This is a genomic window from Christiangramia fulva (genome assembly GCF_003024155.1).
Taxonomy (GTDB): Bacteria; Bacteroidota; Bacteroidia; order Flavobacteriales; family Flavobacteriaceae; genus Christiangramia; species Christiangramia fulva.
In genome coordinates, this window is record NZ_CP028136.1 from 1,812,749 (window position 1) to 1,835,843 (window position 23,095).

At 40.5% G+C, this 23,095-nt stretch carries 21 protein-coding genes; 16 read left to right on the forward strand and 5 right to left on the reverse strand.

Going from position 1 to position 23,095, the window contains the following annotated elements; genetic code table 11:
• The first annotated feature begins 23 nt into the window (after window positions 1-23).
• The 11 genes from C7S20_RS08370 to C7S20_RS08420 all read left to right on the forward strand — a co-directional run bounded on the left by C7S20_RS08370 (window position 24) and on the right by C7S20_RS08420 (window position 12,778).
• Window positions 24-1,250 carry a glycosyltransferase family 4 protein gene (locus C7S20_RS08370; protein ID WP_107012055.1) on the forward strand — a complete coding sequence of 409 codons (1,227 nt, stop codon included), beginning with the start codon at window positions 24-26 and terminating at the stop codon, window positions 1,248-1,250.
• 1 nt (window position 1,251) lies between these two features.
• Window positions 1,252-2,526 (forward strand): hypothetical protein, encoded by a 1,275-nt coding sequence (locus C7S20_RS08375; protein WP_107012056.1) that lies wholly within the window; start codon window positions 1,252-1,254, stop codon window positions 2,524-2,526.
• 38 nt (window positions 2,527-2,564) lie between these two features.
• Window positions 2,565-3,698, forward strand: a complete 1,134-nt coding sequence (locus C7S20_RS08380) for a glycosyltransferase family 4 protein (RefSeq protein WP_227009135.1) — start codon at window positions 2,565-2,567, stop codon at window positions 3,696-3,698.
• Window positions 3,685-4,866: a glycosyltransferase gene (locus tag C7S20_RS08385; protein ID WP_107014155.1), complete on the forward strand. Its 1,182-nt coding sequence runs from the start codon at window positions 3,685-3,687 to the stop codon at window positions 4,864-4,866. Before C7S20_RS08380 ends, C7S20_RS08385 begins: the two co-directional genes overlap by 14 nt.
• Window positions 4,867-4,873: 7 nt before the next feature.
• A complete protein-coding gene (locus C7S20_RS08390; protein ID WP_107012058.1) occupies window positions 4,874-5,428 on the forward strand; it encodes a putative colanic acid biosynthesis acetyltransferase in 555 nt (184 codons plus the stop codon).
• 23 nt (window positions 5,429-5,451) lie between these two features.
• Window positions 5,452-6,288, forward strand: coding sequence for a glycosyltransferase family 2 protein (locus C7S20_RS08395; protein WP_107012059.1), 837 nt, complete (start codon window positions 5,452-5,454; stop codon window positions 6,286-6,288).
• Window positions 6,285-7,253 (forward strand): UDP-glucuronic acid decarboxylase family protein, encoded by a 969-nt coding sequence (locus tag C7S20_RS08400; RefSeq protein WP_107012060.1) that lies wholly within the window; start codon window positions 6,285-6,287, stop codon window positions 7,251-7,253. Before C7S20_RS08395 ends, C7S20_RS08400 begins: the two co-directional genes overlap by 4 nt.
• Before the next feature lie 139 nt (window positions 7,254-7,392).
• Complete coding sequence (locus C7S20_RS08405; RefSeq protein WP_107012061.1) at window positions 7,393-8,157, forward strand: glycosyltransferase family 2 protein; 765 nt, start codon at window positions 7,393-7,395, stop codon at window positions 8,155-8,157.
• Window positions 8,158-8,215: 58 nt separating this feature from the next.
• Window positions 8,216-9,559: an exopolysaccharide biosynthesis polyprenyl glycosylphosphotransferase gene (locus C7S20_RS08410; RefSeq protein WP_107012062.1), complete on the forward strand. Its 1,344-nt coding sequence runs from the start codon at window positions 8,216-8,218 to the stop codon at window positions 9,557-9,559.
• A gap of 76 nt (window positions 9,560-9,635) precedes the next feature.
• The gene (locus C7S20_RS08415; protein ID WP_107012063.1) at window positions 9,636-10,412 is read left to right on the forward strand and encodes a polysaccharide biosynthesis/export family protein; all 777 of its coding nucleotides are present in this window, start codon (window positions 9,636-9,638) and stop codon (window positions 10,410-10,412) included.
• 2 nt (window positions 10,413-10,414) lie between these two features.
• Window positions 10,415-12,778: a GumC family protein gene (locus C7S20_RS08420; RefSeq protein ID WP_107012064.1), complete on the forward strand. Its 2,364-nt coding sequence runs from the start codon at window positions 10,415-10,417 to the stop codon at window positions 12,776-12,778.
• A 50-nt stretch (window positions 12,779-12,828) separates the two neighbouring features.
• Here the strand turns inward: C7S20_RS08420 and C7S20_RS08425 are convergent, their stop codons facing one another.
• Window positions 12,829-13,104: a hypothetical protein gene (locus C7S20_RS08425; RefSeq protein ID WP_159039901.1), complete on the reverse strand. Its 276-nt coding sequence runs from the start codon at window positions 13,102-13,104 to the stop codon at window positions 12,829-12,831.
• A 395-nt stretch (window positions 13,105-13,499) separates the two neighbouring features.
• Between C7S20_RS08425 and C7S20_RS08430 the strand changes: the two genes are divergently transcribed.
• Both C7S20_RS08430 and C7S20_RS08435 read left to right on the forward strand, forming a co-directional pair.
• Window positions 13,500-14,816 carry a hypothetical protein gene (locus C7S20_RS08430; protein WP_107012066.1) on the forward strand — a complete coding sequence of 439 codons (1,317 nt, stop codon included), beginning with the start codon at window positions 13,500-13,502 and terminating at the stop codon, window positions 14,814-14,816.
• 72 nt (window positions 14,817-14,888) lie between these two features.
• Complete coding sequence (locus C7S20_RS08435; protein ID WP_159039902.1) at window positions 14,889-16,166, forward strand: capsule assembly Wzi family protein; 1,278 nt, start codon at window positions 14,889-14,891, stop codon at window positions 16,164-16,166.
• A gap of 1,096 nt (window positions 16,167-17,262) precedes the next feature.
• On the opposite strand, the gene C7S20_RS08440 is transcribed toward C7S20_RS08435, so the two are convergent.
• The 3 genes from C7S20_RS08440 to C7S20_RS08450 form a co-directional block, all read right to left on the reverse strand.
• Window positions 17,263-17,592, reverse strand: a complete 330-nt coding sequence (locus C7S20_RS08440) for a hypothetical protein (RefSeq protein ID WP_107012068.1) — start codon at window positions 17,590-17,592, stop codon at window positions 17,263-17,265.
• A 138-nt stretch (window positions 17,593-17,730) separates the two neighbouring features.
• Window positions 17,731-18,348 (reverse strand): metallophosphatase domain-containing protein, encoded by a 618-nt coding sequence (locus C7S20_RS08445; RefSeq protein WP_107012069.1) that lies wholly within the window; start codon window positions 18,346-18,348, stop codon window positions 17,731-17,733.
• A gap of 134 nt (window positions 18,349-18,482) precedes the next feature.
• Complete coding sequence (locus C7S20_RS08450) at window positions 18,483-18,698, reverse strand: hypothetical protein (RefSeq protein WP_107012070.1); 216 nt, start codon at window positions 18,696-18,698, stop codon at window positions 18,483-18,485.
• A gap of 186 nt (window positions 18,699-18,884) precedes the next feature.
• Here C7S20_RS08450 and C7S20_RS08455 point away from each other — a divergent pair, with 186 nt between their 5' ends.
• Window positions 18,885-20,408: a hypothetical protein gene (locus C7S20_RS08455; RefSeq protein ID WP_159039903.1), complete on the forward strand. Its 1,524-nt coding sequence runs from the start codon at window positions 18,885-18,887 to the stop codon at window positions 20,406-20,408.
• Here C7S20_RS08455 and C7S20_RS08460 read toward each other — a convergent pair.
• Window positions 20,405-21,229 (reverse strand): universal stress protein, encoded by an 825-nt coding sequence (locus tag C7S20_RS08460; protein ID WP_107012072.1) that lies wholly within the window; start codon window positions 21,227-21,229, stop codon window positions 20,405-20,407. The two genes, C7S20_RS08455 and C7S20_RS08460, sit on opposite strands and share 4 nt — an antisense overlap.
• A gap of 156 nt (window positions 21,230-21,385) precedes the next feature.
• On the opposite strand from C7S20_RS08460, the gene rimP reads away from it, so the two are divergent.
• The gene (gene rimP, locus C7S20_RS08465; RefSeq protein ID WP_107012073.1) at window positions 21,386-21,847 is read left to right on the forward strand and encodes a ribosome assembly cofactor RimP; all 462 of its coding nucleotides are present in this window, start codon (window positions 21,386-21,388) and stop codon (window positions 21,845-21,847) included.
• Between the two features lie 12 nt (window positions 21,848-21,859).
• On the forward strand, window positions 21,860-23,092 hold the full coding sequence (nusA, locus tag C7S20_RS08470) for a transcription termination factor NusA (protein ID WP_107012074.1): 1,233 nt from the start codon (window positions 21,860-21,862) through the stop codon (window positions 23,090-23,092).
• Window positions 23,093-23,095 lie beyond the last annotated feature (3 nt).

The window sequence follows — 23,095 nt, forward strand, 5'->3', positions numbered from 1 at the left end:
AATATTCCAATTAATTTAGTCTTTTGTTTAGAAAAAAAATATTATTGATTCATCCTACGGGAAATGCCAATGTACGTGCGGTTTTAGAAGGTTTGCATAGTGAAAAGTATCTCGATCGATTTTATACCACTATAGCGGTTTCAGAAGATTCCTTTTGGATTAAAATATTAACAGCATTTAAAAAGAGAAGTTATAATCCGTCCCTCTTAAAGTTGACTGTAGTTCATCCCTTTCGAGAATTGATGCGACTGGTTTCTCAAAGAATAGGTTTTTACAGTTTTATAACACATGAAACCGGTTTTTTTTCAATTGATAAAGTAAATAGAGGGTTAGACGCGTTCGTTGCTTCAAAAATAAAAAAAAACAGCATTATTTACGCTTATGAAGATGCAGCACTCACTACGTTTAAAAAAGCTAAAGATTCAGGCGGTTTTTGTATCTATGATTTACCAATAGGATATTGGCGGGCGATGCGATATTTACTTGAGGAAGAGCGTGTTAGACGGTCAGCCTGGGCAAAAACTCTTACAGGATTTAAAGATTCGGAATCAAAAGTTGCTCGTAAAGACGAAGAGCTTATGCTGGCAGATTTAATAATTGTGGCGAGTACATTTACGCTAAAAACCTTAGAGCGATTTCCAGGAAAGCTACCACCTGTGAAGGTAATTCCTTATGGTTTTCCTCCCGTCTATGAAAACCGTGATTACACCCATCTTATCAAATCGGACACCCTTAAATTATTATTTGTAGGAGGGCTTTCACAACGCAAGGGTATTGCAAATGTCTTTGAGGCAGTTGAGCAGGTAGATAATGTTTCACTTACTGTCATCGGGCGTAAACCGGTAACAAATTGTGAGCCTTTAAATAGGTTTCTATTAAAACACAGGTATATTGAGTCACTTAATCATGACGCTATCCTTAATGAGATGCGAGCGCATGATGTTTTGCTTTTTCCTTCTTTATTTGAGGGTTATGGTTTAGTAATAACTGAAGCCATGTCGCAAGGTACCCCAGTAATTACGACAGATCGTACTTGTGGAGCTGACTTTATAGAAGATGGCATCAATGGCTGGTTAGTTGAGCCAGGTAATACCCAAGCCTTAGTTCATAAAATCAACCATATTCTCAGTGATATAAGGATGATTGAAAAGATTGGTATCCGTGCTCAGGAACTCGCAGCTAAAAATCCAATATCTCAATATGGATCACGACTTTTAGCCACTCTTCGACAAGAAATTTTTGAGTACTAGGATGCAAGGAACGCAAGCAGCTTACTTAAAAAGGAGTATTTGGGTATATTTATTTTTGCTCATTTTTGAGGGAGCTTTGAGAAAGTGGGTATTTCCTGGACTTTCCCAACCATTATTGATTGTTCGTGATCCTTTGGCTGCATGGTTGATCTTTGAAAGTTTGAGATTAAAAGTTTGGAGTCCTAATGTTTTTGTTATTCTTGGTATTGGGCTAACACTGATTTCCTTTTGTCTCACCCTTCTTTTTGGCCACGGGAATCTTCCTGTGGCTTTGTATGGCAGTAGGATGATGTTGCTGCACTTCCCATTGATTTTTATCATAGGCCGGGTTCTTAATAAAGAAGACGTACTACAATTTGGAAAAGCTATGTTATGGTGCTGTATAGGAATGACACTACTGGTAGCTGTGCAGTTCTATAGTCCACAGTCGGCTTGGATCAATCGAGGTGTCGCTGGCGAGCTAGGTTCAGGTTTTAGTGGGGCGATGGGTTACTACAGAGTCCCGGGAACTTTTTCATTTACAAATGGTTTATCTGCTTTTTATGGACTTTGCATACCTTTTATAGCTTTTTTTTGGGTGTCACGCGATTCCGGTATATCCAAAATTTTACTTTATTTTGCAACTGTGGCGTACTTAGCGGCAATCCCCTTAAGTATAAGCCGAACAGTAGTCTTTCAGACTGTACTTACAGGAATTTTTATTGTTGTAATTTCTGCAGGACAGCCTAAAGTTATCATAAGGTTGTTCGCCACGCTGGGGCTGGGCTTTTTCCTATTCATTTTTTTAACCAATTTTTCCTTTTTTGAGACCTCGACAAAAGCGCTTAGTCTAAGATTTGAACAGGCAGGTCACTCAGAAGGTGGGCTTGAAGGAACTTTGGTCGATCGATTTCTTGGGGGGTTAGTAGGTGCTGTCTCAAATGTTGAGGCCTCCTGGATAGGAAAAGGGCTGGGAATGGGTACTAACGTGGGGTCCACCCTTATGACTGGCAAAAGAACATTCCTTGTTAGCGAAGGAGAATGGGGCAGGTTAATTGGAGAAAGAGGTTTTATTTTAGGGCTTTTCCTTATCGCAATTCGATTAGGTCTTGGCATAAAAATGTATTTAAAATCCTGGAGGATTGCCAATGCGGGTAATATTCTCCCCTGGCTCTTGCTGAGCTTTGCACTTATTCCGGTAGTAATGGGACAATGGGCACAAACTACTTCCCTGGGATTTGCAGTCTTTTCGGGAGGTTTGGTCTTTGCAGCAATGAGATCTGAGAAATGCGAATAATTTTTTTTTCACATCCCGAATTTTTAAAATCTACCAGTATGCCTCGTTTTGCTGCAATGATTGCAAAAGGGATGGAAGAAAGAGGGCATGAGGTAAAACTTTTGACAGTGGAATCATTTTTTTTCAGGAATTCCGCTCCCCAAGAGATTAAGAAATGGCTTGGTTATCTTGATCAATATCTCGTTTTTCCCATAACTTTTCAGAAGTTAAAAAGAAAATATCCACAAGATACCCTTTTTGTATTTGCAGACCAGGCCTTGGGACCATGGGTGCCATTGGTCAGGAAACATCCTCATGTGGTGCATTGTCACGATTTTATTGCTCAGAAATCAGCATTAGGAGAAATCAGCTGGAATAAAACATCGTTTTCCGGCAAATTTTACCAGGCATTCATTAGGAAGGGATACAGAAAAGCGTCCAATTTTATCTCTATTTCTGAAAAAACACGGTCGGACCTTCACAGGTTTTTGAAGGAGAAAATTGGTATTTCAGAGGTAGTTTATAACGGCTTGAACCAAAAGTTTTCACCAGATGATTCCGGGAAAGCCTTAAGATTTGTAGAGGCTAAAACCGGTTTGACCTTGCCCGGTGGATACGTGCTGCATGTAGGTGGGAACCAATTCTATAAGAATCGTTCCGGAGTGTTAAAGATCTTCAATCATTACAAAGAGCTAAATGATTCTCCTGTAAAGCTATTAATGGTTGGTGCAGCACCTACTGAGAAATTACAGAAAATAAAAGCAAATTCAGTGTTTTCTAAAGATATACATTTTATCATAAAGCCATCTGACGAATTTATCCGAAAGGTCTACCAGGCAGCCTCAGTCTTGTTATACCCTTCTTTGTATGAAGGTTTTGGCTGGCCTATTGCAGAAGCTATGGCAAGTGGCTGCCCCGTTATCACTACCCGGGAAGCACCTATGAATGAAGTGGGAGGAAATGCGGCTTTTTATATTTCTTCTCCTCCAGAGGATATCGTGGAGAATAATATATGGCTTCAAGAATCAGCAAATATTCTTAGTACTGTTATTCAGTTATCGAATGAGGAAAGAAAAGAGGTAGTAGAAGCTGGAATTGCAAATGCGGCACGTTTTGACACAAAAGAGGCTTTGGACCAAATTGAAGTTATATATAAAAAGATTCTAAAGACCTATGGGAATGAAAGTTCTTAGAATCATTTCATCTATGGCTCCTAAAACCGGTGGCCCCTGCCAGGGAATCCGGAATAGTATTCCTCGTTTACAGGAACTTGGAGTAGAGAATGAAGTAGTCTGCTTAGATGATCCTGAAAGCGATTATGGTGTTGTTGATGATTTTCAGATCTATAAACTTGGGAATGGAAAAACCGGTTATCAATATCATTCAAGACTGGTAGAATGGCTGGTACAAAATCTGGGAAATTATTCCCATGTGCTCGTACACGGGTTGTGGCAGTTTCCAAACTACGCAGTTTATAAAGCAATAAAAAAGCTAAAGGACAAAGGAAAAGATGTTCCTAACGTAGCCATTATGCCGCACGGAATGTTGGATCCATATTTTCAGCGGGCCACGGAACGAAGGTTCAAAGCGCTTCGCAATGAATTTGTATGGAGGATCACAGAAAAGAAAGCGATTAACAATGCTGATGCTTTGTTCTTTACCTGTGAAGAGGAATTAAGACTGGCAAAAACAACTTTTAAAGGTTACCAGCCAAAGAAAGAAATCAATGTAGGTTACGGGATTCAAAAACCGCCACAGTACAGTCGGGAATTTTCAGATGCATTGTATAAGAAGTTGCCAAACCTTACAAACGATTACTGGCTCTTTTTAAGCAGGATTCATCCTAAAAAAGGAGTTGATCTCCTAATAAGCGCCTATAAAGATCTTGCTAAAACCCGGGCTTCTCTTCCTGCCCTGGTTATTGCCGGACCCCTGGAATCAGATTATGCAATAGAGATGATAAAGCTGGCAGGGAATCATCCCAATATTCATTTCCCCGGGATGCTGGTAAAGGAAGAAAAATGGGAGGCTTTTTACAACTGTGAGGCTTTTGTGCTGCCCAGTCACCAGGAAAATTTTGGGATCGCCGTAGTGGAGGCGATGGCCTGTAGAAAACCGGTATTGATTTCCGATCAGGTTAATATTTGGCGGGAGATTCAACAGGGAGGCGCCGGACTTGTTTTTAACGATACCGTAAAGGGCACTCATACCGCACTAGAAAATTTTCTAGAGTTGACGTCCGAAGCACGGATCGCTATGGGGGAACTGGCCCATAACGCATATATAACTCACTTTTCCATCGAAAAAGCAGCTCAAAGAATGAGGGATCAACTACATTTGGTGCTTCAAAAACCCAAATGATTTAAAGATGCAGCATTCCAGCGCCGATTTATCGCAGTACCGTTCGGACTTTGGTTTAAAAAACAAACTAGCCCGGGCGATGTGGGCGGTGGTTTACCTGTTGCTGTTCAGGCCTTTTGGCAGCCGGCTTTTTAAAAAATACCGGGTTTTTATTTTAAAGTCTTTTGGAGCCCAATTAGCCTACACTTCTCACGTGTATGCCAGTGTAAAAATTTGGGCGCCGTGGAATTTGGAAATGGGGGAATACAGTACCCTCGGTCCTCATGTAGAATGCTATAACCAAGGGAAAATTACTATAGGCGACCAGACCACGATTTCCCAAAAAACTTATCTCTGCGCCTCCACCCATGATTCCACCAAACCCGATTTTCCTTTAATTTGCAAACCCATTCGCATTGGAGGTTCCGTATGGATCGCTGCTGATGCTTTTGTAGGTCCCGGGGTACATATCGGAGATGGAGCGGTTGCCGGTGCACGGGCTGCTATTTTCCGGGATGTAGCACCCTGGAGTGTCGTTGGGGGTAATCCTGCAAAAAAAATAAAAGACCGAATTTTAGCATAATTTATTGTTTCAACCTCTTTGAAATGATTTCCATCATCATATTGACCTTAAATGAAGAGCAGGATTTACCTATATGCCTAGACGCTTTAGGCTGGTGCGATGATATTCATCTCCTGGATTCCGGCAGTACGGACAATACTCTGGCCATCGCTGAATCATATAGCCTGACGCTCCACTACAATGCTTTTTCCAGCTTTGGCCAACAGCGCAACCACGCCTTGGATGCCATCGCTACCAAATACGATTGGATTTTATTTTTGGACGCCGATGAAGTGGTGACCCCAGCCTTTGTAACCGCCATCAAAACCCAAACCGCTGCGGCCGATGAAGCAGTCGCTGGGTTTTATTGTTGCTGGAAAATGATGCTTAACGGCAGATGGCTTAAGCACTGCGATAATTTTCCAAAATGGCAATTCCGGCTGCTTAGAAGAGGTCGTGTCCGTTTCACCGATTTTGGCCATGGCCAAAAAGAAGGGGAAATAGATGGTGTGCTGGAATATATCAAAGAGCCTTATCTGCACTTTAGTTTTTCCAAGGGCTGGACCGAATGGTTCGCGAGGCATAATAAATATTCCAGTCAGGAAGCCAAGTCAAGGCTAGAAAGCAATGCCCCGTTCAAAGATATTTTTGCCTCTAATACCAGTCAACGTAATCCGGCTTTAAAAGCCTGGCTGGTAAAAATTCCTGGTTGGCCCTTTTTGCGATTTCTTCAAGCCTATTTTTTAAATCTCGGTTTTTTGGAAGGCAAACATGGCTATACCTATTGTGTCAATATGGCCTTCTATGAACATCTCATTAAAATTAAAATGAAGGAAATCAAATACCAAAGCATTACTAAAGAAAAACAAACTCTCTTATGAAAAGAATACTAATCACTGGCGGTGCCGGTTTTGTTGGCTCACATTTGATCGGCCGCCTCTTAGAAGAAGGGCATGAAGTGATTTGCCTGGATAATTATTTTACAGGGTCAAAGAAGAATATACTTCCATTTATGGATCATCCATATTTTGAGCTGGTGCGGCACGACGTGACCGAACCTTATTATGCGGAGGTGGATGAGATCTATAACCTGGCCTGTCCTGCGAGTCCGGTTCATTACCAGTACAATCCCATAAAAACAATAAAAACTTCTGTAATGGGAGCTATAAACATGTTGGGATTGGCGAAACGGGTGAAAGCGCGTATCCTTCAGGCGAGCACTAGTGAAGTATACGGAGATCCATCGGTACACCCGCAACCGGAGAGTTACTGGGGGAATGTGAATCCCCTTGGTTTACGCTCCTGTTATGATGAAGGCAAACGCTGTGCCGAAACCTTGTTCATGGATTATCACAACCAGAATCACGTGGATGTAAAAATTATCAGAATATTTAATACCTATGGATCTAATATGAATCCCAATGACGGCAGGGTAGTCTCAAATTTTATCGTACAGGCTTTAAAAGGAGAGGATATCACCATCTTCGGTGATGGCACTCAAACGCGTTCTTTTCAATATGTAGATGATCTGGTAGAAGGGATGATCAGAATGATGCAAACCGGGAAAGAATTTCAGGGTCCGGTAAATTTAGGTAACCCAAACGAATTTACCATGCTGGAACTGGCTACAGCCGTCCTGGAGGTTACCGGTTCTTCTTCAAAACTAATTTTTAAACCGCTCCCACAGGACGACCCAAAACAGCGCCAACCGGATATCAGTCTTGCCAAAGAAAAGCTCAATGGTTGGGAACCAAAAATCCAGCTAAGGGAAGGACTTGAGAAAACAGTTGGATATTTTGATGCGCTTCTATCGGAAACCGCCAGCAAAAAAGCTGTGTCTGTTTAGCTTTGGTGTTTCTTCAGCCGGAGTCCATGTTATAAAAAAATTGTCCAATTCAGGAGAACCTGAAAAAAGCCTTCCTACCCTCAGGCAGGTTCAGGTTGACCTTCGGTCTGTGAAATAATATTTTTTTCAATAGTATACCATGAAAGTTTCAGTAGTTACCATTGTTTACAATAATAGTTCGACTATTAGAGATTGCATCGAATCTGTCCTTGCCCAAAACTATCCAAACATTGAACATGTGGTGATCGATGGGGGTTCTACAGACGGAACACTGGAGATCCTACATTCCTATAAAGATCGCCTGGGCTATTTAATTTCAGAAAAAGATAATGGGCTATACAACGCGCTAAACAAAGGAATTGAAGCGGCAACAGGTGACATTATTGGCATCCTGCATTCCGATGACCTGTTTTACGCACCCGATACCTTAGAAAAAGTTGTTGCTGCCTTTGAAGAATCGGCTGCCGATCTGGTTTATGCCAATGGGCTTTATGTAGATAAAGAAAAACCTGAAGATGTAAAAAGAGTCTATTCATCAAAGCCCTACAAAAGAAGGTTTTTAGACTTTGGCTGGATTCCCCTGCATACCACGATCTACTGTAAAAAAGAAGTTTTTACAAACTTTGGCCTTTACAAAGAAAACTATGCTATTGCCAGTGATTATGAGATCTCCCTGCGCTGGTTTAAAGAGAGCAGGATAAGAAAATATTTTCTGAACGAATGGGTGGTAAAAATGCGGCTTGGCGGTAAAAGTACCACTCCCGCGCTTCAAAAGAAAAAATCTACAGAAGATCTTGAAATCATACGTGACCATAGTCTTCCCGGCGCTTTTACCCTGGGATGTAAAATAGGACGAAAGATCCCTCAATACCTGTTACCAAAAATTAAAGATTTCCAAAACTGATATTCCACCGGCTATCCCCTACAATAGTCTTCTCTTATCTTCTTAACCTATTCCAAAGATGAAGAATTCACATTTGATCATCCCCATTTCTATTGTAGTGCATTTATTCATTATTAATGCGGTCCTCTATTCTTTGACCCCGGTGACTTATATGCATACCGGCTCTGTTGTAACTTATAACCTATCCTGGCTATTGATCGCGGTGGCCCTTGACTTTTATCCCACCGCCCGAAAGGAGAAATTCTTCGGAAAATTTCACAGGTTTGTACAACTTTTTCTACTGTTTAGTTTATCATATTTTACAGTTTTCGCAATTCGGCAATACAGGTTCAGGTTGGATCATCAACTTTATATCCTGTCCCTACTATTCTTTTTTCTTTTACTCTATCGCATCTTGTTCTTTGTGGCACGAAACAAGTATAGGGCAATGGGAGGAAACTCTGCTAATGTCATTGTAGTAGGAAGAGATAGTAACCTGAAAAGGCTTCGTAAGATCTTTGATGAACCCGAATTGGGCTATAGATATATGGGCTATTTTCACGATGCCTCATCATCCAGCGCTACTTATCGGGGAGAAATTAAACAGGTATATGATTTTATACAAAATAATGGAGTAGATGAGATCTATTGTCTTGCTTCTCAATTGTCTAAAGAAGATTTGAATAAGCTTATTATTTTTGCCGATAACCATTTAATAAAGATCAAAATTATTCCCGATAACAAGGAGATCTACACAAGGGCGATGCAGGTAGAGCTCTTTGAGAACATTCCAGTTCTTAACTTACGGCAGTCGGCGCTGGATACGGTTTATGGTATGTACCTCAAACGTGCTTTTGATATCCTGTTTTCCTCTCTGGTGCTCATTTTTATTCTTTCCTGGCTCATCCCCCTCATGTATATCCTTATAAAAGGGGAATCCAGAGGGCCTTTGTTCTTTAAACAATTAAGGCATGGTCATAATAAAAAAGCCTTTTGGTGCTATAAGTTTCGTTCTATGACCGTAAATACTGCTGCCAATGAAATTATGGCTTCCAAAAATGATGCACGATTGACCAAAGTTGGAAAGTTCATCAGAAAGACGAGCCTCGATGAGTTCCCTCAGTTTATTAATGTTTTTATGGGGGATATGAGCGTGGTGGGGCCGAGGCCTCATATGGAAAAACATACACTGCAATATGAAAAATCTGTGGACAAGTACCTGGTAAGACACTTCGCAAAACCGGGAATCACGGGATTGGCGCAGGTGAAAGGTTTTAGAGGAGAAATAGTCAATCCTTCGGATATTATCAATCGTACTCGTCTGGATATTTTTTACCTGGAAAAATGGTCAATGCTGCTTGATCTAAAAATCATCGCTTCTACTGTCACCAATGCGCTGGCAGGAGAAGAAAAAGCCTATTAAAATGCATCTTTAATAACCTGCTTATAAATTGTTAAGCTTTTCATAAAGAACTATATTCGCAAAATTTTTAAGACAAATGAACTCCCTACATTTTAAACCTTTATATTTAGTTATAGCAGCCTTGTTATTGCTGAATGCTTCCTGTGTCTCACGTAAACCGGTGGTTTACTTTCAGGGCCTTGAGGAGTTACAGCAACAGCAACAAAAGCTACAGAATAACATCAAAATAGAACCTGATGATGCGCTTATAATTCGGGTTTCGGCTCCCGAGCAGGAAGCAGCTCTTCCATTTAATCTTACCGAAATGGTGGGTTCTCTCGAGAGAGTACAGGGCAATGTTGCCCTGGTGCCGTACAAGGTTTCAAAAGAGGGAACGATAAATTTTCCCGTTCTCGGGGAAATAAAAGTAACAGGTTATACTGTGCAGGAATTATCTAAGAAACTAGAGGAGCAGATCGAAGATTATGTTAAAGATCCTATAGTGAACGTGAGGATAGAAAATTTTGAAATTACCGTACTGGGCGAAGTGAGGAGTCCCGGCACCTTTCCGGTTGAGAATGATTTTATTAGTCTGCCTAAAGCGCTGGGAAATGCCGGAGACATTTTGTTAACAGGAAAAAGAGATAACATTCTCGTGATGAGGACTGAGAACGGTATCACCAAATATGCCTACCTGGACATCACTGATGCCAATGTGCTCAACTCTCCTTTTTATCACCTTAAACAAAATGACGTGGTGTACGTAGAACCCATTGCACCCCGAAGACAGGCGGCAGGATATCTTGGTACCGTTGGCACCTATGTGGGGGTTTTCTCAGCAGTAATTTCAATAGTTCTAATTTTTACCCGCTAAAGATGGCACAGCAACAAAACAAACAAAATTTCGCCGTGATGGAGACGCTTGATATTAGGGAAGAGCTTAATAAATACCTAAAATACTGGCCCTGGTTTTTGCTTACGATTCTACTTTTTGTATCGGCCGCCTGGTTGTACCTAAGGTATTCTACTCCTATTTATAAGGCTACTTCTACAATACTTATTAAAGGTGGAGAGAATCCTTCTTCAGAACTTGCCGCTTTCGAGGAAATGGGTCTAATGAAAGGTATCAATAGCAGCAGTATTCAGAATGAGATCGCCCTCTTAAAATCAAAGCGTTTAATGACGGGAGTTGCCAATGCATTGGATCTTAATATAAGATATTATCATCCGGGCAGTGTACGGAATGTGGAACTTTATGATGATACTCCGCTGGTGGTAAGGGTTTTGGCCATGGAAAAGGTCTCCGGAGCTTTCTATGCCATTTCTGAAACAGGAAAAGGCCAATTAAATGTTGCTAACACGGAGACCGGAGAAACTTTTAAGGCTTCTTTAGACAAACCCGTTAATCTTGGCTTTGCCGATGTAGTGATCAGCAAAAATCCTGAAACAGACTCTTCAGAAAGAAATTCGATCTTGGTGCAATTCTCAGGTCTGGAACAAACAGCAGAGGCTTACCGTAAAAGACTGGGGGTTGATCTGCCAGATAAAAATTCCAGCATCGTAGCCATGACGATGGAGGACCCCGTGAGTGAAAAGGCGCAGGATATTCTCAATCAGTTGGTTTTGGAGTACAACCAGGACGCCATAGAAGATAAAAACCTTGTTGCCAGAAATACTGCGCAATTTATCGCCGAAAGGTTAAAGATCATCAATGAAGAACTTGATTCGGTTGAAACAGGGAAGGTGCAGTTTAAAGAGCGAAATGAGCTTGTGAATATAGAATCTCAATCTGAAATGTTTGTTGAGAATATTCATGAGATTAATCAGCAGGAGGAAAAATTGGGTACCCAGCTTGAACTTACCTCTGCGTTGCTTGCCTACTTGAAAAGTGCTTCTCAGGCCGATCTTTTACCTGCCAATTTAGGGGTGGAAGAAGGGAATGTAAATCAACAAATTGAGCGATATAATCAGCTTGTCCTGGAGCGAAATAAGATCCTCAGAGGTTCTACCGAGTTAAACCCTGTAGTTCAAAGATTGGATAGCCAGATCACTTCGCTGAAAGGCAACATCCTTGAAAGCCTGAACAGGCTGAAGTCGAACCTCCAAATTTCTTTAAAAGATCTTAGAGAACGTTCCAGTAGTGTAAGCTCCAGAATCGCTTCGGTTCCCGCAAAAGAAAAACAGTTTAGAAGCATTGAGCGCCAGCAAAAGATAAAAGAAGCGCTTTTCCTGCTTTTGCTTCAAAAGAGGGAAGAGAATTCTCTTGCCCTGGCAGTTACTGCTCCCAAGGCTAAGATCGTGGACAGGGCATACAGTCTGGGGGTGGTTTTTCCTAATTCCAGAAGCATCTATTTGGGTGCCTTTTTGGCCGGCTTGTTGATTCCATTTATGATTGTTTACCTGAAGCGGCTATTAAACAATAAGGTTGAAAAAAGGGAAGATCTTGAAACAGCTGTAAAAGAAATTCCTATAGTGGGAGAGATTCCAAAGATCCAGAAAAAAGAAAGTGATCTTATTGAGTCCAATGATCGATCTGTACTGGCAGAATCTTTTAGAATTTTAATCAACAACCTGCAGTACCTGCTAGTTGGAAAAGAGGAAAAAGAAACGGGAGTTAAGATCTTCGTAACTTCAACCGTGAAAGGTGAGGGAAAAACTTTTACAGCCTTTAATCTCGCCCTTACCCTTGCAAATATAGAAAAGAAAGTTTTGATTTTAGGAGCAGATCTTCGAAATCCTCAATTGCAACGTTATGAAAGTGGCGCAAAAGAGTTGCTGGGCGTAAGTGATTTCCTCGTGCGTGAAGATATCCATCTTAAGGATGTGATCAGAGATTCTGCGCTACATAGAAACCTACAACTGTTAGCCTCAGGAAGTATTCCACCCAACCCATCAGAGCTTTGGAGAAGGAAACGAGCTGCGCAAATGTTTGGAGAACTGGAGAAGATGTACGACTATATAGTAGTAGATACTGCTCCGGCAATGCTGGTAGCAGATACTTTCCTAATCAGTAAGTTTGCAGATATTACCCTGTACCTGGTGAGGGCAGGCTACACCGAAAAGAAATTGTTGAACTTTGCAGCCGATGCCAAAGAAGAGGGAAAACTTACGGATGTAGCTTTTGTCCTGAACAATGTGAAGATGGCAAACTTTGGTTACGGCAATAAATATGGCTATGCCTATGGAGAAGAGAAGAAGTCGTTTTTAGGCAGGCTAAAGAATAAGGCAGCGATGTGGTAGATCAATCAACAATAAACAATAAACAATTAGCAATTACCAGTAAACACTAATCAGGGAAGTTCACTCTTCATTACGAAATGTAGCTCAGGCCCAACGCGGCCGTGGCCGTCATTTCGAAACGTAGCCTGCCTGCCGGCAGGCAGGCGCAGCGAAGTGAGAAATCTCAAAGTTGAAAATTCGAAACTGTCAACAGGACCTTTGTTTCTAAGAGGAGATTTCTCGTCGTCCCGAGGCTTCGGGACTCGCTCGAAATGACTATCAGGAGTGTCATTTCGAAACGCAGCCTGCCTGCCGTTAGGTAGGCGAAGTGGAGTGAGAAATCTCAAAGTAAAGAATTCGAAACTGTCAACAGGACCTTCTAAGAGGAGATTTCTCGTCGTCCCGAAGCCTCGGGACTCTGTCGAAATGACTATCGGGAGTGTCATTTCGAAACGTAGCGCAGCGAAGTGAGAAATCTCAAGGTTAGAACTGCAATGTTTAAAAGAATTCCGGGGAATAAATCATGAGATTTCTCGTCGCTCTGAATCCTCGGGACTTGCTCGAAATGACTATATAATTATCAGTTATCATTAATTCGTACTTCGTCCTTCTAATTTCTAACTTAAGAAAGCTTACAGCTTATATTCAATTATCAATTATCAATTATCCATTGTCAATTTTCAATTAATTCCCTTTTAATTCATCTATGTTGAAACATAAATTCTTAGGTCTACTTTTATTGATGGCAGCAAGTTTCTCCTATTCTCAGGTCGAATTTTCCGGAAGCCTGAACCTGGAAGGTTATTATTCCACAAAAGACAAATTGCCTTTCTGGTTTTACAGTAACCAGCGGGGAAGGGTTTCAGAAGAAACGAATTTTGACGGCTGGATCAGTGGCAGGATGAACTATGACATCTCGTCAAGCACAAGTCTGGAAATCGGCGGCGGACTTTTATATGATGATAATTTTTCTGATGAAATATTTCTTGATGAATTGTATGCCGATCTTAAATGGAAAAAGTTGGAACTAATAGGAGGACGTAAGCAAAAAGAGGAATTCTATAATGGCCTCAGCGCGACCAATGAGAATTTCGCCTGGTCTTTAAATGCGCGTCCGTTACCCGGCATACAGTTCAGAACTTCGGAACCGATCTATTTTAATGAAAATGAAAAACTGGGTTTGGAATTTTCCTGGAATGAATTTCTAATGGAAAATGATCGTATTGTCAAAGGAGCTCATTTGCATTATAAAAGTCTGTATTTAATCTATAATTTTAAAAATAACTGGCATTTAAAAGCAGGGATCACACATTTTGCTTTATGGGGAGGAGATTCCCCAAGATGGGGCAAACAACCTGAAGGGATTAAAGATTATTTAAAGATTATTACCGGGCGCGAAGGAGGAGATAATTCTGCAGAACCAGATCAACAAAATGTAATAGGAGCTCATTCCGGAACCTATGAATTATATCTTACCAAAGATTTTATAGATTATAGATTAAAATTCATCTACAATCATTTTTTCGAAGATGGTACCGGGAGTCGTTATGCAAATTTCCCTGATGGACGATATGGTATTTACTATGAAAATAAAAAGGAAAACACATTAATTACTTCAGCTATTTATGAATTCTATTATACACGAGATCAAAGCGATGGAAGTACTGCTCCTCATGAGCATGACTTTTACTTTAATAGTTTTTCAATGTTTAATAATGGATGGACCTATTATAAAAGAATAATTGGTGTTCCATTTTTTGATTATGATCCGGAGATAGGAATTGTCGCTGGCAACAAATTTCTCGCGCATCACATAGGAATAAATGGTAATTTAAATTTAGGATTTCATAATTATCCATATAAGCTTCTACTTTCTCATGTTCTTAAGGAAGGAATGTATGACAGACCCTATATTCCAAAGAGAAAGGAATTATATTTTAATTACGAAATGCGACTTCTGCAAAGACCTTTCAATCTCTCCATACAACTGGGAACGGAATTCTCGAATGTTGCCGAGCCCATCTTTGGTGCCGGCTTAAGTTTATCAAAGCACTTTTAGCCTTCTTTGAGATCTTACAGGTTTATAATATCGAAGCTGTTTATTCTTTTAATCGGGTCCGCAAACGGGCAGGTGGAGGTTTCCGGCGCAATTGGGACTTCGGCTTTTGTCTCTTCCAAACCCGAACTTACCTTCTGGTTCTATTCCAATAAGGAAGGGATCATAGATAAGAATTCCGATTTTCTGCTTTACTCCAGTCTGGGAGTAGATTATTATACCTATTCCGGCTTCAGCATTGAAGCCAAAGCGAATCTAGCCTACAACAATAGCCAGGATGAAATTATTCCCCATGAGTTATACCTGCGATTGTATAATGAGTTCTATGAACTCAATTTTGGAAGGATAAGACGTAGGAACTTCTTTAACGGGATCTCTGCGACCAACCAGAACATCATCTGGTCTAATAATGCCTTGCCACTCTGGGGTGTTAGCTTTAACTCGCTAAGGACGATCTATCTTACAGAAAAATTTGGATTTGAGTTCGAATGGTCCGAGTCTTTTTTGGACGATCCCCGATGGGTGAAGAACAGTTTTGTTCACCACAAGGTTTTAAGTTTGGTGTATGGAAGTATAGAAGACTTTCAGGTGAAGCTGGGAATAAATCATTACGCGCAATGGGGAGGAACTTCAATTTCAGAGGGTGAACAGCCGGCCAGCTTCGAAGATGACTATTTACGTATCGTTTTTGCCTTGCCCGGAGGCCGGGATTCCAATGAAACCGAACAGCATATAGCACTTGGGAATCATATTGGCAGTTATGTACTTCAGGTTTCAAAACATTATAATGATTTTGATCTTAACTTTACTTACAACAGTATCTTTGAGGACCGAAAAGGAAGCAGGCTGGGGAATTTTCCCGATGGACGATATGGTTTCCATCTTTCTTTTGCTGAAGAACGGGCTTTGGTTTCCGATATCCACTATGATTTCCTTTACACCCGCAATCAGAGCAATCATTTGAATGAAGCCATCGCCAGTGATTACTTCAACAACGATACTTTCAGGTCGGGCTGGACCTATTATAACCGCATCCTCGGAGCGCCCTTTTTTGATTACAGTGCAAAGGCAAACCGGGTAGTCGGCAATAAGTTCCTGACTCATCATATTGGTATTGCCGGGAGCTTCAGCAATTACTTTGTGAGCTATCCCTATAAACTTCTTATCTCGCACGTTCATAAAGAAGGCAGGTATTTTAACTACTATGAGCCCGACAGGAATGAGCTTTACCTTAATTACGAAATGGGACTTCTTCAAAGACCTTTCAATCTCTCCATCCAACTGGGGACAGAATTCTCGAATGTTGCCGAGCCGATCTTTGGGGCGGGTGTGAGGCTGGAAAAGAGGTTCTAACAGGGGATTGGAGGATCAGATCATTAGATAATTAGAAAATTAGAAAATTAGATGGTTAGAGGCTTATCAATTATCAGTTATCAATTATCACCAGTAATAAAGATTTCTCGTCGTCCCGAATCCTCGGGACTCGCTCGAAATAACCGAAACGAATGTCATTTCGAAACGAAGCGTAGTGGAGTGAGAAATCTTAAGGTTAGAACTGCAATGTTTAAAAGAATTCCGGGTAATAAATTATGAGATTTCTCGTCGCCCCGAATCCTCGGGACTCTGTCGAAAAGACCGAAACGAATGTCATTTCGAAACGAAGCGTAGCGGAGTGAGAAATCTCAAAGTAAGGCATTCGAAACTGGCAACAAGGCCTTTGTTTCTAAGATTAGATTTCTCGTCGTCCCGTAGCCTCGGGACTCGCTCGAAATGACTTTCAGGAATGTCATTTCGAAACGAAGCATAGCGGAGTGAGAAATCTCAAGGTTAGAACTGCAGTTTATAAAGGAATTTCTAGTAAAAGTGAATGAGATTTCTCGTCGCCCCGAATCCTCGGGACTCTGTCGAAATGACTCCACGTATTAAAGGGAAGACTTTCATTTCGAAACGAAACGAAGTGGAGTGAGAAATCTCAAGGTTGGAACTACATTATTTAAAAGAGCTCCAGGTTAAAAAATTAATCTTTTTCTTTTTCCCATCGTGGATCCTTCGACTTCGCTAGGGAGAAACAAACCTGCCTGCCTTTAGGTAGGCGAAGCGGAGTGAGAAATCTCAAAGTTAGAACTGCAATTTATAAAGGAATTTCTAGTAAAAGTGAATGAGATTTCTCGTCGCCCCGAATCCGCGGGGCTCGCTCGAAATGACTACGCCTACAGGGATTCAGGATTCAAAATTCCGGATTCAATATTCAGGATATTTATTACCCGCCTTAATTTTTTTTAACTCAAAACTCCAAACTCTGAACTCTGAACTCCAAAAGCCTTATAGCTAAATTTCAATTATCAATTTTCCATTCTCAATTGGTAATTTAAAAAATCCTTCAACATCAAAAAAGCCTTTGGAAAAAATCCAAAGGCTTTTTTTAGGCAGTTAGTTGAACTGTACTTTCTTAGGCTGCCGAAGTTACATTATACTGTGAAAGCAGGTTCTGGTAAAAGAAAAGGCTTTTCTCATCCTTTTTCAAACAAGATCTTAGAAACCTTTCCAGTTCCTGACATTCAAAAGTAATATTGGTATATTTCTTTTCACCCACCGGCAATTTAAGATCGATGGTTTGCTTTTCATAATCAATGTTCACGTGCCTGGCTTCAAAATATCTTTTGACGATGGCACGATGCATGGTTTTGAAGTTGAAATTCTCTTCATTTCTGTTTTGCACACTATAAGAAATTAGATTCTTAACTTCATCAAGTATCTCCGGGGTAGTAAATCTATTCATAGGTTGCTCTTTTTTTCGACATTATCATCGGGGCTAAATTACTACTAGACACCACAAATGCTGTTAAAAAAAATGTAATACTTTACTGATTAATAAATTTTTAACCTTGTGTTGAAATTTGTTAAGAGGAATTTTACACTAGAGTACCAGGTTCAACGGATCATGCATGATCCTGAACCTCTCATCAAGAAGCGAGAGGTTGTAAAACTTCGTTCCTAAATAAGAGGTTTGTCCTGCAGAATGATGAATATGGCCAAACAAATGCAGTTTTGGCTGAACTTTTTTCACCTTTTCTGCCAGTTCTTTACAGCCTAATTTAATGCCGCTACCAATTTCATCCAGGATTCCGTAGGGAGGGGTATGGGTGATTAGAATATCGGTGTTTTTGGGAATTAGATCCCAGTGTGTTCTTATTTCAGCTCCCCTTTCACGGTTAAAAGCCCAGCCGGCTTTCCCGGGAATCATGGGGCTACCCCAGAAGCTCTTACCTTCTATCTCCATTCCCCTGTCTATTAAAAGGTGTATATTCTTCGGAATCTTTTCCAGATTTTCCTTTTTTTGAAAAAAGAAATCATGGTTCCCCGGGACGAGTATTTTATACTTATGGGGTTGCGAGGAAAACCAGTTCAGGAAATCCCGTGTTTCATTCCAGGTACCTCCATCGGTACAATCTCCGGCGTGGATAAGAATATCTCCTTCCGGAATAGGAATTTCATGATGAAGGTTATGAGTGTCGGCAAGACAGATCAGCCGCATTACAATTAGCAGTTATCAATTAACAATAAACAATTAGCAATTAGCAATTAGCAATTAGCAATTTTTTTGACAGAAAAAGATACGATGAATATTTAATGTTTCTGAAGAGTATCTTTTAACTTTTACTCAATACTCTACATATTTTCTTGTTCCTCATTATCGAGCAAATAATCATCATTTTCAGGAGTCATCTTATTGATGAGTTTGACCATGATAAAAGCAATGATTCCAGCCGTCACCGCGAAGAATAGGAACTTCATAAGCAGGCTGTCGCTCAACAGCAGACTATAGAAACCAAGGAAGATTTCGGCTGCAAGAAATAATATTTGAAGAGCTGCTTTTAGGAACATTTCTGGTTTTGATATTTGGTCAAATATACTGCTGAAAAACCTTCGCCCGGAAGGAAAAAATCAAGTTTGACGAAAATTTAACTTCGACCCGGGAATCCCTATATGCTTTTAAGTTAAATAATCTTAAACTCTATTTGAAAATCACTCTGAATTGTAAATTGGTTGGAAACCAATCGATCTAAAGCTGTGAAAACATCTAAAAAAATTGCCGTTGGTGTTCTGATAACGCTCGGGATACTTGCGCTTGCTTTGCTTATTCTGAATAATATTGCTGAAAGCAAAATAAAGAAAAGCCTGGAAGACAATCTGAAAAGGGCAAGGGTAGATTATAAAAAGGTGGATGTGAAATTACTCGCCCGGAATGCCGAAATTATCAATCCTCAATTTCATTTTAAAAATAAATCCATAAAGGCTGACACAGTTGAATTGAAGGATATTCACCTGTGGGAATATATTACTCACAAAAACCTTATTATCGATAAGGTTGATATTTCCAATCCGGTTATAAAAATCTATCCAGCTTCCACTTCCCAAAAAACCGATTCTTCTTCTGCCGGAAAATCTAAATTCAAAAATCATATTCTGTTAAAAGATCTGGCAATCCAGAATGCAGTACTGACAATTTTCCAAAAAGATACCAGCTCAGCAAAATTTCATACGCGCTTAACAGAGGTCAGAATGAAAGATATCGACGTGAATAAAACAACTGCCAAAAAAACTATTCCGTTTTCCTATAATTTAACGCTCCTAAAATCTGATACCCTTTTTCTCAATTTAGGAAAAAGACATACGCTTCAGCTTGCTTCCCTTGCCATTGAAGACAGCAGTCTAGTGGTGCGAGATTTCCGAATTATTCCTAAATATGATAAAGAAGAATTTCAGCAACATTTACAAACCGAAAAAGACCGGTATGACCTGGTGATCGACAGTATTATCCTAAACGATCTCGACTGGAAGTATGAAAATTCAAAATTTGAGATCAAAGACCGGTTAACACGTATTGCCGGAGTAGATTTTAAGATTTACCGGGATAAGCTGCAGCCTGATGATACCACTTTTAAACCCATGTACAGCCAGATGATCAGGAATTTGCCAATAAAATTGGGAATGGATTCGGTGGTGGTGCGAAGGATGTATTTGCAGTATCAGGAAAAATTACAAAATGCGACTCAGCCGGGCGAACTGCAATTTTCGAATATGAATGCCGAAATGGCTAATATCACCAACATAGGCCTGCAACGCAAAGATTTTCCGAAAACCCATATAGATGTGCGTACCGATTTTATGAAAACTGCGCCTGTAGATGTAGACTGGGATTTTGATATTAGCGATAAACAGGATCATTTCCAGATCTCGGGCTCGATGGGACGTTTAAAGGCCGAGCAGATAAATGAATTTTTGAAGCCGGCGATGAATGTGGTCGCCAGCGGTGAAATTCTTGATATGTATTTTAATTTCTACGGCGATGATGAGAATGCCAATGGTGATATGAGGCTGGAATACAAAAATTTCAAGGTAAAAGTGCTGCAAAAAAAGAGTCGGAATAAAAAAGAAATAATCTCTGGTCTGGCCAATCTTTTAGTTAATAATAAAGCTCTGAATAAAGAAGCCAATTATAAGGATATTAGTGTAAAAAGGGATAAAACCCGGTCTTTCTGGAACTATTTCTGGAAGTGCATAAGAAGCGGTGCCTTAAAACAATTTCTTTAGATCTTGAAGGTTACCACGGGTTTGTTGGCATGATTTACAAGGTCTTCGCTAATGCTCCCATTAAAGAAATGGGCCAGGCCTTTGCGGCCATGCGTGCTGATCCCGATTAATTGCGAGTCCATTTTTTTGGCGAAATTCAAAATGCCTTTTTCCACACTAATGTCATTATAAATATGTAACTGGCAATTTTCCTGATTTTCTCCGCAATATTTCTGAAGCCTTTTATTGGCCTCTTCGCTGGTCATAAAGTTATTAGGAGTGTTTACGAATAGCAAATGCAGTTTTGCTTCGAGGGTATTGGCAAATTTTATGGCTTTTCGCAAAGTATGTTTGTGTTCTTCATTGGCATCGGTCGCAAAAATAAAGTTCTTTACTTTAAAGGTATCGATCTCTTTTTTTATCACCAGGACGGGAATTTGAGAGTGGCGCACCACCTTTTCGGTATTGGAGCCAATAAACATTTCTTTAAAGCCGCTTGCTCCGTGAGAGCCCATGACGATAAGGTCGCATTTCTTCTCTTTGCTAATTTCCATGATTCCGTCAAAAGCACGATGAAATTCTACAGTTTCGTGAACTTTTATTCCTTTGAGATAAGGTTTGGCCATAAGTTTGGAAAAACGCTGGTGCGCGAGTTTCATAAAAAATATAGCCTCAGGAAGGTTCTGGCTGCTTCCGTTCACGGGGTCAACGAGCTGTAAAGGCAGCTCCAGCATGTGAAGTAAATAGATGTCGCTGCCAAAACGCCGGGCGAGTTGTGCGGCCACTTTGAGGGCTTTTTCAGCCTGCTCGCTGAAATCGGTTGGAACCAGTATGTTTTTCATGACGGGTAACAGCTTGTAGATGAATATACTATTAAAACTACGAAGAAAAATTCATTTATTATCAGGTTTTTATACTTCGAAATTATTGCTATATTTGCACCGTTGAAACTTAAAAAGGGCAGCGAGGGGACATAAGTCCCCTCTTTTTATAAATCTATGCTGAAGGAGAAGGTAGAAAAGTTAGCAGAGAAGGTATTCCGGGAGAATAATTCCTTATTTTTAATAAGTCTCGAAGTTAACTCCGGCAATCATATTAAAATTGTGATGGACGGTGATGAAGGGGTTTCTGTAAACGACTGTATTACAGTAAGCCGCGCCATTGAGCATAATCTCGACAGGGATGAAGAGGATTTTTCTCTCGAAGTGACCTCGGCCGGAGTTTCTGAGCCGCTGGTGATGCCAAGACAATATAAAAAGAATATCGGCCGAAGGCTGAAGGTGAAGACCGAAAATGCTAAATTTGAGGGTACGCTTTTGGAGGCTGATGATAATGAAATAAAACTTTCCTGGAAAGCCCGGGAACCCAAGCCGGTAGGGAAAGGGAAGATCACAGTGGAGAAAGAGGTCGTGTTGCCTTATTCTGAAATTGTGGAAGCAAAAGTTAAAATAACATTTTAATCTCGAATTGATATGGAAAATATCGCGTTGATTGAGTCATTCTCAGAGTTTAAAGACGATAAACTCATCGATCGTGTTACGTTGATGGCTATTTTAGAGGATGTTTTTAGAAATGCTTTGAAGAAAAAGTATGGAGAAGACGATAATTTTGATATTATTGTAAACCCTGATAAAGGCGACCTGGAAATTTGGAGGAACAGGATCGTGGTAGCCGATGGTGAAGTAGAAGATCCTAACAGGGAAATTTCCCTTACCCAGGCCCGAAAAATTGAGCCTGATTTTGAGGTTGGCGAAGATGTATCAGAAGAGGTAAAGCTATCAGATCTTGGAAGAAGAGCGATCCTGGCCCTGCGTCAGAATCTTATTTCTAAGATCCATGAGCATGACAATACTAATATTTATAAGCAGTTTAAAGAACTCGAAGGAGAGATCTATACTGCAGAAGTTCATCATATAAGGCACAGGGCCATCATTCTACTTGATGATGAAGGCAACGAGATCGTGCTTCCAAAAGACCGCCAGATTCCTTCCGATTTCTTCAGAAAAGGAGAAAATGTAAGAGGGATCATAGAAAGCGTGGAATTAAAAGGAAATAAACCAACCATCATCATGTCCCGAACCGCTCCCGGTTTCCTTGAGAAATTATTCGAACAGGAAATTCCCGAGGTTTTTGACGGTTTAATTAGCATTAAAAGAGTGGTACGAGTGCCTGGCGAAAAAGCCAAGGTGGCTGTAGATTCTTATGATGACAGGATTGATCCTGTAGGTGCCTGTGTGGGAATGAAAGGTTCAAGAATTCATAGCATTGTTCGTGAACTTGGTAATGAGAATATTGATGTGATCAATTTCACCAATAACGAACAGCTGTTCATTACCAGGGCTTTAAGTCCTGCAAAGATCACTTCTATCAAGCTTGATGAGGAAAACAAAAGAGCTGAAGTGATGTTAAAACCTGAAGAGGTTTCCAAGGCAATTGGCCGCGGCGGACATAATATACGTTTGGCAGGACAATTGACGGGATATGAAATAGACGTCTTCCGCGAAGGAGTTGAAGAAGATGTTGAATTGAAAGAATTCGCCGATGAGATTGAAGATTGGGTGATAGAGGAATTTTCAAAGATCGGCCTTGATACGGCAAAAAGTATTCTGGAGCAGGATGTTGATGACCTCGTTCGACGTACCGATCTTGAAGAAGAGACCATCCGCGAAGTGATAGCGGTTCTAAGGGCCGAATTCGAAGAATAAAAG